The sequence below is a fragment of the Streptacidiphilus anmyonensis genome (assembly GCF_000787855.1).
GTDB lineage: Bacteria > Actinomycetota > Actinomycetes > Streptomycetales > Streptomycetaceae > Streptacidiphilus > Streptacidiphilus anmyonensis.
The window spans coordinates 1-10,863 of the sequence record NZ_BBPQ01000092.1 but is presented as its reverse complement, the minus strand read 5'-3'; the positions used below and the strand labels follow the sequence as shown (position 1 = coordinate 10,863).

8 protein-coding genes are annotated in these 10,863 nt (G+C 74.0%); 6 read left to right on the top strand and 2 right to left on the bottom strand.

Features of this window, described 5'->3' with window-relative positions:
- The 5 genes from TR50_RS38765 to TR50_RS38745 all read left to right on the top strand — a co-directional run.
- On the top strand, positions 1-1,021 hold a 1,021-nt coding region (locus tag TR50_RS38765), incomplete at its 5' end, for a PP2C family protein-serine/threonine phosphatase (protein WP_152648870.1).
- 140 nt (positions 1,022-1,161) lie between these two features.
- Positions 1,162-3,474, top strand: coding sequence for an Rv1355c family protein (locus TR50_RS38760; RefSeq protein ID WP_042433901.1), 2,313 nt, complete (start codon positions 1,162-1,164; stop codon positions 3,472-3,474).
- Positions 3,471-4,490 carry a GNAT family N-acetyltransferase gene (locus TR50_RS38755; RefSeq protein ID WP_152648869.1) on the top strand — a complete coding sequence of 340 codons (1,020 nt, stop codon included), beginning with the start codon at positions 3,471-3,473 and terminating at the stop codon, positions 4,488-4,490. The genes TR50_RS38760 and TR50_RS38755 overlap by 4 nt, the downstream gene beginning before the upstream one ends.
- Positions 4,491-4,636: 146 nt before the next feature.
- Positions 4,637-7,231, top strand: coding sequence for a cellulase family glycosylhydrolase (locus TR50_RS48305; protein ID WP_052441818.1), 2,595 nt, complete (start codon positions 4,637-4,639; stop codon positions 7,229-7,231).
- 205 nt (positions 7,232-7,436) lie between these two features.
- Positions 7,437-8,006: a GPR1/FUN34/YaaH family transporter gene (locus TR50_RS38745; RefSeq protein WP_084701729.1), complete on the top strand. Its 570-nt coding sequence runs from the start codon at positions 7,437-7,439 to the stop codon at positions 8,004-8,006.
- Here TR50_RS38745 and TR50_RS38740 read toward each other — a convergent pair.
- The gene (locus TR50_RS38740) at positions 7,987-8,913 is read right to left on the bottom strand and encodes a phosphatase PAP2 family protein (protein WP_063775239.1); all 927 of its coding nucleotides are present in this window, start codon (positions 8,911-8,913) and stop codon (positions 7,987-7,989) included. The genes TR50_RS38745 and TR50_RS38740 overlap by 20 nt on opposite strands.
- A 68-nt stretch (positions 8,914-8,981) precedes the next feature.
- Positions 8,982-9,584, bottom strand: coding sequence for a helix-turn-helix domain-containing protein (locus tag TR50_RS38735; RefSeq protein ID WP_042433895.1), 603 nt, complete (start codon positions 9,582-9,584; stop codon positions 8,982-8,984).
- 36 nt (positions 9,585-9,620) lie between these two features.
- Here TR50_RS38735 and TR50_RS38730 point away from each other — a divergent pair, with 36 nt between their 5' ends.
- A complete protein-coding gene (locus tag TR50_RS38730; protein ID WP_084701727.1) occupies positions 9,621-10,841 on the top strand; it encodes a benzoate/H(+) symporter BenE family transporter in 1,221 nt (406 codons plus the stop codon).
- Positions 10,842-10,863 lie beyond the last annotated feature (22 nt).

Sequence of the window (10,863 nt, the reverse complement as noted above, 5' to 3'; positions counted from 1 at the left end):
CACGGACGCCGCGCAGGACGCGGCCCTGCGCGCCGCCCTGCGCGCCCGCACCCAGGGCGCCGGCGAGACCGCCGCGCAGCGCGCGGCCCTCGCCACGGCCGCGACGGTCGGCGGCGAGACGGTGGTGCTGCCGCTGGTCGCCCGCAACCGCGTGATCGGCATGCTGACGCTCGGCAAGGCCGCGGAGGAGCGCTTCCGCCGCGAGATCCTGGAACTCGCCGAGGACCTCTCGCGCCGCGCCGCGCTCGCGCTGGACAACGCCCGCCTCTACAGCGAGCGCACCGCGATCTCGCGCGCGCTGCAACGCAGCCTGCTGCCGCCCGCGGTGCCGCGCGTGCCCGGCGTCGAGGCCGAGGTCATCTACCGCGCGGCAGGCGAGGGCAACGAGGTCGGCGGCGACTTCTACGACATCTTCCCGATCCGCGAGGGCACCTACGGCTTCGCCATCGGCGACGTCTGCGGCACCGGCCCCGAGGCCGCCGCGGTCACCGGCCTCGCCCGCCACTCGCTGCGCCTGCTGGCCCGCGAGGGCTTCTCCGCGCCGGAGGTCCTGCAACGGCTGAACGCGGCGATCCTCGACGAGGGCGACCGCGGCCGGTTCCTGACCCTGCTGTACGGGGAGATGACGCCGCGCGAGGACGGCTCGGTCGAACTGCGCACCGTCTGCGCCGGCCACCCCCTCCCGCTGCGGCTGCGCCCCGACGGCACGGTCTCCCCCGCCGCGTCCCCGCAGCCCCTGCTGGGCGTCATCGACGAACTCGACCTGGAGGCCGAGACCTTCGTCCTGGACCCGGGCGACGTCCTGCTCTGCGTCACCGACGGCGTCACCGAACGCCGCGACGGGCCCCGCATGCTCGGCGACGACGGCCTCGCCGAGGTGCTCACCACCTGCACCGGCCTGACCGCCGGCGCGGTCGCCACCCGCATCCTGCGCGCGGTGGAACGGTTCGCCGCGGACCCGGCCTCGGACGACATGGCGATCCTGGCCCTGCGTGTCCTCGGTGCGCCCGCGGGTCGCTGACGCACCGTCCGCCCAGGGCATCGTCGCGACGCGGTCTGTTCGAGCGTGAGTCGGCGCCGACTCACGCCCGGCTCGAGCCCGATCGGGTCTGCTGAGGGCCGCCGCCGCACGAAGCGCGCCCGTATCAGGGGGACCAGCAGATGACCGACACCACGGCCGGATACACACCGCCGAGCCTGTTCCGCCTCTCCCGCGCCGGCGACGCGGCGGCCCTGGCCGCCCTCGAACGCGCCGGGGCGGTGACCCGCCGCCTGGACCAGATCGAGCTGCAACTGGAGAACCTCGCCCGGGTGCGCACACCCGAGCGGGGCAGGCGCGCCGACCGCGGCGACGTGATCGCGGACTTCACGGGCGGTCGGCCCCTCGACGAGGTCGGCGTCTGGGTCTTCTACCCCTGGTCCGGCCAGCTGGTCCACCTCCTGGACGAGGCCGAGTTCGTCGAGATGCGGACCTCCGCCAACCGGAACAAGCTCACCGGCCACGAGCAGGCGCTGCTGCGGAACCGCACGGTGGGCGTCGTCGGCCTGTCGGTCGGGAACGCGGTCGCGCTGACCATCGCCGCCGAGCGCTCGGCGGGGACGATCAAGGTGGCCGACTTCGACGAACTCGACCTGTCGAACCTGAACCGGCTCCGCGCGACGGTGGCCGACCTGGGCGTCAACAAGGCCGTGCTGGCCGCCCGTCAGATCGCGGAGATCGACCCCTATCTCACCGTGCACGTCCACCCGGGCGGCCTGGACGAGGACTCCGTCGCGGACTTCTTCGACGGGGCCCCGGCCCTCGACCTCCTCGTCGAGGAGTGCGACACGCCCTGGGTCAAGATCATGGCCAGGGAACAGGCCCGGTCCCGCCGCATCCCGGTGCTGATGGAGTGCAGCGACCGGGGCGTCCTCGACGTCGAGCGCTTCGACCTGGAGCCGCAGCGCCCGCTGCTGCACGGGCTGCTCACCGGTCTGCCGCTGGATCAGCTGCGGCACGCGGACCGGGATCTGGAGCTCGCGGTGATCGCCGTGATCATCGGCGTGGACGGCACCTCGGACCGGATCGCGTCGTCCTTCGTCGAGCTGGACCGGACCCTGTCGACCTGGCCGCAGCTGGCGTCGGAGGTCACCCACGGCGGCGCGGTCGTCGCCACGGCCGCGCGCGCGATCCTGCTCGGCCACGACGTCCCCTCGGGACGCCGCACCGTGGACCTGCCCTTCGGCATCGGCCGGGCGGAGCACCGCCCGAGCCCGACCCCCACGGCCGCTGCCGAGAGCGGGGGGCGGGTCGACGACCTGCCCGAGGACCTGCGCGAGATCCTGGAGCTGGCCATGCGCTCCCCCTCGGGCGGGAACACCCAGCAGTGGCGCTTCCTGGTCCGCGGCCGGGTGATCGACGTGGCCCACGTGCCGGAGCGCTCGGCGACCCACGCGCTGTTCGACTGCCGCGACACGGTCCGCCGGGTGGTCCTGGGGATCGTCACCGAGAGCATCGTCATCGCCGCCCGCGCCCGCGGGCTCTCCGCGGACGTCGTCCACGACCCGCTGGGCCCGGACGACCTGGTGTACACGCGGATCACCGTCGGCGAGTCGGGTCCGGACGCCACCTCGGCCGAACGGGCGCTCGGCGCGGCGCTCAGCGCCCGGTGCAGCCAGCGCACCCTGGCGCGCGGCCGCGCCCTGACCGAGGAGGAACGCGCCGTCCTCGACGAGGCCGTGGCCGGCTTCTCCGCGCGGCTGTGGATCAGCGGTGACGAGAAGGTCAAGCAGGTCTACGGCGAGGGCGTGGCGCTCGGCAACCGGCTGCGCATGCTGGCCGGGGGGATGCACCGGGAGACCTTCGACGAGTTCTACTTCCGCTCCGAGGAGCCGGGACGCCGCGAGGGCGTGCCGATCGAGAACCTGCAACTGCCGCTGCCGGAACAGATCGCCCTGCGGCTGCTGCGCCGCCCCGCGGTGGCCGGGTTCCTCCACGAGCGCGGCGAAGGCCGCCGCCTGCTCGAGTTCAGCCGGGACTGGGCCGACGGCGCGTCCGCCGTGGGCGCGGTGACGGCTGGCGGCTCCCGGCGCAGCGACTTCGTCGAGGCGGGCCGCGCGGTCCAGCGGATGTGGACGGCCGCCACCGCCGCCGGATTCGGCGTGCACCCCACGACCTCGCTGATGTTCGAAGCGGAGATGCTGGAGGGCCCCGAGGGGGACCTGTTCAGCCCGGACGAGCGCGAGCGGATCGAGTCGGCGGCGGCACAGCTGCGCAGCGCGCTCCTGCACGGCGACGGCGCGCCCCTCGCCCTGGTCTTCCGCCTGGTCGCCGGGACGCCCGCGCCCGAGGTCGAGCCGTCGCCGCGCCGACCGCTGTCCCAGCACCTGGAGGTGCTGCCGGAACGCGCCCCGGTCCTGGCCGGACCGGGCACCGGCGGTCAGCGCTCGACCGGCACGGCGACCGGACCGGCGTCCGGATCGGCGTCGAGATGAGCGCCGGGTTGGAGATCCGGCCGGCCGTCCCGGGCGACGCCGAGGGCATCGTCGCCCTCTACGACCACGTCTACCACGGCAGCTACCCCGTGCCCGAGTGCGCCGACCCGACCGCGGTGCGGGCGCTCGTGTCCGGCGGGGAGCGCCTGTGGGTCGTCGCGCTGGACCGGGACCGGGTCGTCGCGGCCAACGCCGTCCGGCCGGACCCCGCGCGGGAGGGCTACGAGGTGGGCGGCGGCGCCGTCCTGCCGGAGTACCGCGGACGCGCCGTCTTCTCCACGCTGCTCGACCTCTCGCTCCGCGCCGCCTTCGAGCGGACCGACTGCGCGCTCGTCCACGGCCACGCGCGCTCGGAACAGGCGCTGCGGATCATCCAGCGCTCCGAGCCGCCCTGGGCCTGGACCGGAAGCGACGGCGGCATGCACCCGGTGGCCGGCGAGCGCGAGGAGCACGTCTTCGGCCTCGCCTTCAACCCCCGACGCCGACCGGCCAGGATCGTCCCGCTCCGGTCCGTGCTGCGCGCCGGAAGCGCACTGGAACGCGAGCTCGCCGTGCTCGGCCCGGCGAGGCGGACGGGCGACTACCCGCCGCGGGTCTTCGTCGAGGGGCCGCGAGAGCTGAGCTTCGAGACCGACAGCGGCCGGGTGGCGTTCGCGGTCCTCGAGTCCAGCCGCGCGGCCGTGGTCGGCGGGGTCGACGCGGAGGCGCCCGCCGATGTGCGCCGCGTCCTTGGGCAACTGCTCGACAGCGCCGCACCGTTCAAGTTCGAGCACCTGACCGTGCAGGTGCTCGCGGACAAACGGGCGGTCCTGGCGGCGCTCTGCCGGGCCGAGCCGGGGCAGCCCCAGGGCCTTTTCTCCGTCCGGGGCTATCTGCCCGGCTGGCACCGGCAGGACGGCGCCCGGTTCGACTGCGTCTCCCTGACCGTCTGCACGGACGCGCAGATCCCCAGGCGGCTCGGCTTCGACCAGCGCATTTCGGCGATCCGCCGCAGCTTCGAGCTCCCTGTGGGCTGACGACGGGTCAAACCCGCCAGGCCCGCGCCTTTGCCAAACCTTCACATCACCGGTGTCCCGCTTGCCCCGGTCTCGACCGTTGTCGTACCTGTGAGGCAGGCGGGACCCCTGTTGCGTGACGGGAGCGGGTGCCTAGCATCTGCCGGGTGTCCCGCCCCTCCCGTCGTGCTCCGTTCGCCGCCGTGGTCACCGCCGGAGGCCTGCTCGCGGTGAGCGCGGCCGCCGCCTACGCCGATCCGACCTCGCTGTTCGCGCCACTTCCCTGGTCCGCCTTCCAGGTGACGTCCATGCGCGGGCTGTGGTCCGTGGCCGGGGTCGCCGTCTTCCTGCCCGTGCTGGTGGCGGTCACCGCGTGGGGCACGGCCGTCTCGTTCCGCGGCGCCGCGGAGAACACCGGGCGCAAACGCATGGTGCTCCGGCTCTGGGGCGTGACGATCCTCGCCACCGCGCTCGCACGGCTGGCGGAGATGATCGCCGAGACCGCCGGGGCGGGCGTGCACGGCGGCGCGCGGACCCTGGTCGCGACGGCCCTGTGGGACTGCGGGCTGCCCGCCTCCCGGGTCGCGCTCGTGGGCTGGATACCGGCCCTGCTCGGCGCCTTCGCGCACCGGTACCGGCCACGCGGCGAGGAGTCGCGGCGACGCCGGCTGCCCACGCCGCCGCACTTCGGCTGGCGCTGGTCGCTGACCGGCACCGTGCTGCCGATCGCGCTGCTCGGGCCGCTGGTCGGGCCGATGCTGTGGGAGGGCTCCCCCGCCGCCGCGTTCTACGGCGAGCCGCTGAGCCTGCGGCGCCTGCCGTTCGGCCTCGACCTCGGGCCCGCCCGCTTCGCGGTCGAGCTGGCGACCGCCGCGATCGTGGGCGCGATCCTGCTCGCCCGCTCCTCACGCCGCTTCGACTACACTCGCCCCGCCGACCTGCTGCTCGGCGGCTGGCTCGCCGCGCTCGGCGGCGGCGCGGCAGCCGGCGTCGTGCAGACGGCCCTCGCCCTGCCGCGCGACCTGCCCGGCACCGACCTGTTCGTCCTCGCCGACGCCGGGCTGCGCATCGGCACCGGCCTCTCCCTCGGCGTCGCCTTCGGCTGGGCCGTCGTCCCGACGCTGCTGCTGATCAGCCGCCTCCTCGACGCCATCTCCGGCGGACGCCGCCGCTTCGCGACCGTCCTCGCCTCCGCCACCGCTCTGGCCGTCGGCTCCTGGGGGCTCGCCCAGGCGACGCCGAGCGTGGCGACGCCCGCGCCGGCCATCGGCGCGACCGCCCGCGCCACGGCCGCCGCGGCGCTGCCCGCACTCACCGTCCGCGCGGCCACGAGCGACTCCCCGGCCTTGATCAGCGACGTGAACGGCCGCCAGGTGCTGCTGCGCGGCGTCAACGTCAACCAGCTCGTCGACTACGCCGCGCCGACACCGGGCCGCGCGACCGTGCGCCCGCTCGGCGACACCGACTTCGCCTCGATGGCCGCGCTCGGCTTCGACGTCGTCCGGCTCGACATCTCCTGGTCCGCCCTGGAACCGAGCCGCGGGCACTACGACCAGGGCTACCTCGACCGGATCAAGGCCACCGTCGCCATGGCCGCACGCCACGGCCTCTACACCGACCTCGACATGCACGAGGACGCCTGGGGCCCGGCGATCGCCGCCCCCGCCGGGACGACGTGCCCGAGCGGCAGCACGCCGTCCCTCGGCTACGACGGCGCCCCCGCCTGGGCCACCCTCACCGACGGCGCCTCCCGCTGCCAGACCCTCAGCCGCGACCTGACGCCCGCCAACACCCAGGCGTTCAGCGCGTTCTACCACGACAGCGACGGCATACAGACCGAACTCGTGCACACCTGGGCCATGTTGGCGCGCACCTTCGCGGACGACCCGTCCGTCGCCGGGTACGGCCTGCTCAACGAGCCCGGCATGGGGGACGATCCGCCGGCGACGTCCTCGGTGCTGCTCGGCGCCTTCGAGAACCGGGCGGTCCAGGCGATCCGGCAGGCCGAGCAGCAGACCACCGGCGGCTTTCCGCACCTGGTCTTCATCGAGCCCAGCGTGCTCTGGTCCGGCCTCGGCTTCGACGCCGCCCCGCCGCGCGGCTTCAGCGCGGACCCGTACCTGGTGTTCGCCCCGCACCTGTACAGCGAGTCGATCACGATGGACCGCTCGCTCGGGCTGACCCTCGTCTCCGTCGAACGCGGCTTCGCGTTGGCCGAGCAGCAGGCCAAGTCCTACGGGATGCCGCTGTGGGCCGGCGAGTGGGGCTGGTTCGGCTCCACCACCGGCAGCTCGCCCGACCCCTCCGGCGACCCGGCGATGCTGCGCCGCTTCGCCGCCGCCGAGGACCAGGCCCGGATCGGCGACGCCTACTGGGCGTGGCGGCAGGCCTGCGGCAGCCCGGAGAGCGACCAGCACGCCACCGTCGTCGGCAACCTCGTCGCCGAGGACTGCGCCACCGGCAAGGACGTGCCGCCCTCGGCGGCGACGATCGCCGTCCTCGGACGCGCCTATCCGCGGGCGGTCCCCGGCGCCCTCACCTCGCTGACCTCCGACACGGCGAGCAAGGCCTTCGCACTGACCGGCGTCGCGCCCGCCGCGACCGCCGGCGGACCGGCGTGCACGTTGGACGTCTGGTATCCCGGCGCCACAAAGCCGACGCCCAGCACCACCGGCATCGCCCAGTTGACGGTGCGCCAGGTCACCGGCGGGTGGCGCGTCACCGGCTGTGCCAGCGGACGTTACCGGCTGTCCATCGGCTGACGGCCGCGCGGGCTCCCCCCGGATCGATCGACCACGCCCTATACACCTCTCAGCAGCGGGTCCGCAGGGCATAAACGGATTTGCTCGATATCACTCTGATTACGGTGTGTTGACGCAACGTCACTGTCGGGTACGACACAGGTGTCGGACATCGGCGGCCGAAAAGCGACCGCCGAGCAGCTTCACCCCCGTGAAAGGAGCCCCCGTGAGCAACGAAGCCGCGGTGGCCAACAACCGCTCCCTCACCCTCGGTGCCGCAGCCGGAGCGCTCGGCTACCTCGCCCTCGGCCTCACCCTCCTGGCCTACGGCATCGTCAGCACCGGCGTCATCCACAACACCACCGTCGCCGACACCCACGCCCTGACCCTCTGGGTCGGCGGGGTCGCCCTGGCCATCTGCGGCCTGGTCGAGTTCCGCGCCGGCAGCGCGGCGACCGGCACCGCCTTCGCCGGACTCGGCGCCCTGTGGGTCGTGGCCTCGCAGGCCTCACCCTCGTCCGCCAACGCGGCCGGACTCTTCTACATCATCTGGGCTCTGCTGGCACTCGCACTCACCGCGTCCCAGTGGCGCGGCGGCAGCATGCTGCTCCGCGGGGTCTACGGCCTGTTCACCGTCGCCCTGGTGCTCTGGGCGATCGGCTCCTTCGCCGGAAGCTCCGGCCTGGACAAGACCGCGGGCTGGGTCGCCGCGGTGGCCGGCTTGCTGTCCTGGTACTCGGCGACCGTCTCCCTCGGCGGAAGCAGCTGGGCCGGGCTCAGTCTCCCCGTCCGCTGACCGATCCGGCATCCGCCGGGCGGGCAAGCCCGACCGGGGCGGGCGGAGGCCCGAGGGGGGTCTCCGCCCCGCCCACACCGCCCTCACCACGCACAGCGGATCGGCGCAGCAGGTACGCGGCCCGCAGTCGGGCCGCGTACCACTGCACGAGGTACGCGAGCAGCAGCAGCGTGACCGCGGCGACCCCGTCCAGCCAGTAGTGGTTCGCCGTCACCACGACGACGGCGACCGTCAGGACCGGATGCGCCAGCACCAGCCAACGCCACCGGCTCCGGCTCAGCCGGATCACCGCCACCGCCACCAGCACGCACCACGCCACGTGCACCGAGGGCATGGCGGAGTACGAATCGGCCTGAAGGCCCCCGATCGACTCCCCGTAGACGGACTGCCCGTACTCCACCGCGACGTCGACCATGCCGTTGCCCGGGAGCAGCCGCGGCGGGGCCACGGGTATCAGCTGCACCAGCAACGACCACGCGGTGACCAGCACCACCGTCATCCGCACCCACGGATACGCCCGCCGGTGCCGCAGGAAGACCCAGGCCAGCAGCGCGATCATCGCGCCGAAGTGCATGCTGGCGTAGTAGTAGTTCGCACCCTCCACCAGCCACGGGTGCGGCAGCGCCCAGCTCTGGAGCGTCTGCTCGCTCGGCAGATGCAGCCACCGCTCGGCGTCCCAGATGGACTGGCCCCGGTCGATGGCGCCGTCCTCACTCATCACCGAGATCTGGCCGGCGTACTGCCACACCGCGAAGAGGGCGATCATCGTCGCCGCCTCACGGACGACGAGCCCCACGCTGACGCGGCGCGGCGACGGCGTGCCGATCCGCCGCACGGCGACGGACGCACCGTAGGCCGCGGCGGCCAGCGCGCCCGCCGACTGCCAGCTCAGCGTGAGGTTCAGCACGACACCGGCCCCCTTTCGTAGCGCTCACCGTAGTGCCTGCCTGTGACGGTGCGCGCGTCGGGGCGGATTCAGCTCCGGTTCACCTCGGAGCCCCCGGAAACCTCCGACACCTCCAGCGGATGCCGGATCAGCAGGGAGGCGTGCACCGGCTCCTCGCCCAATGCGGCGTACACGTGGGGGCCGTCGGAGGCGAAGGACGCGTGCTCCCCGGACCGGACCACGATCGGGTCCCCCACCGGGCCCACCCGGGCCGTGCCGGAGAAGACCGTGAGGTACTCGACCACCCCGGCGGGATGCGCCGGAGAGGTCTGCAGCACGCCCGGCCGGATCTCCAGTCGGTACAGCTCGGTACTGATCCCGCCGTCCTGGAAGACCTCCAGAAGCTGCGCCGCCACGGCCGTGCCCTGCACCTCGGGCACGTCCGCGCCCAGTGGCTCGCCGGGCGTGGAGAGAAGCGTCGCCAGGGGTACGCCGAGCTGGCCGGCGATGGCGTACAGCGTCTCGGCGGTCGGGTTCCGGGTCCCCGTCTCCAGCCCGGACAGCGTCGCCTTGCCGACGCCCGCCCGTCGAGCGAGCTCCGACAGGCTGATGCCGCGCTGCCCGCGCAGCGCGCGGATGCGCTCACCCGTCGCGGCGGCCGCGTCCGCCGACCAGTGCGCGGAATTACCCATGGCCCCGAGTATCCCGCCTCGGCTAGCGTTCTGTTTATGGAACACTCGCCTACGGGCCTGCCGGGTACGGACCCGCAGGACCCGCCGGGCCTGCGGGGCCTGCCAGGGCCGCCGGGCCGTATACCGGTCCAGCCCCTGACCGCCGGGCTCATCACCGCCGTGGTCGGCTTCAGCAGCTCCTTCGCCCTCGTCCTCACCGGCCTGCGTGACGTCGGCGCCGACAGCCGACAGGCCGTGTCCGGTCTGCTGCTGCTCTGCCTCAGCATGGGCGCCCTCGCCATCTGGCTCGGCCTGCGGCACCGGCAGCCGATCAGCATCGCCTGGTCCACACCCGGCGCCGCGCTGCTCGTCAGCGCCGGAAAGCCCACGGGCGGCTACGCGGCCGCCGTGGGCGCCTTCATGGTCTGCGGACTGCTCCTGGCCGTCACCGGCCTGTGGCCCCGACTCAGCCGCCTCGTCGCGGCCATCCCGACCGGCCTCGCCACGGGTCTGCTGGCGGGCGTCCTGCTGCCGCTCTGCCTCGCCCCCGTCCAGTCCGCCTTCCACCTCCCCGGGCTCACGCTGCCGGTCATCGCCGTCTGGTCGGTCCTGCTGCGCTGGGCACGCCGCTGGGCGACCCCGGGCGCGCTCGTCGCCCTGCTCGTGGTCCTGGCCGTCCGAACCCCGCTCCACCTGGGCGCGGCAGGCACCCTGCTCCCGCGCCTGAGTCTCACGGCCCCCACCTTCGGATGGTCGGCTCTGGTCGGGATCGCCGTACCGCTCTATGTCATCACCATGGCGTCCCAGAACATCCCCGGCCTGGCCCTGCTCCGCCACTTCGGCTACGACCCGCCGGTCCGTCACGTCCTGACGGCCACCGGACTCTCCACCGCCGCCACGGCTTTCGGCGGCGGCTACACCGTCAACCTGGCCGCCATCACCGCCGCGCTGGCCGCCGGCCCCGACGCCCACCCGGACCGCGACCGCCGTTGGATCGCCTCGGTCACCGCGGGCGCCTGCTACATCCTCTTCGGCCTGACGGCCGGCGTCTCCGCCGTCCTGCTGACACAGGCACCGCCCCAGCTCGTCGAGGCAATCGCCGGCCTGGCCCTGCTCCCCACCCTCGGCTCCGCGCTCTCCTCCTCACTGGCAGAGGAGAAGGGACGCGAGGCCGCAGTCCTCACCTTCGTCATCGCTGCATCCGGGGTTTCCGCATTCGGCATCGGCGCCCCGGTCTGGGCTCTCGCGGCAGGTCTCGTCCTGCGCGCGCTGCTCTGAGCCGGAGAAAGCAGCCCGTAAC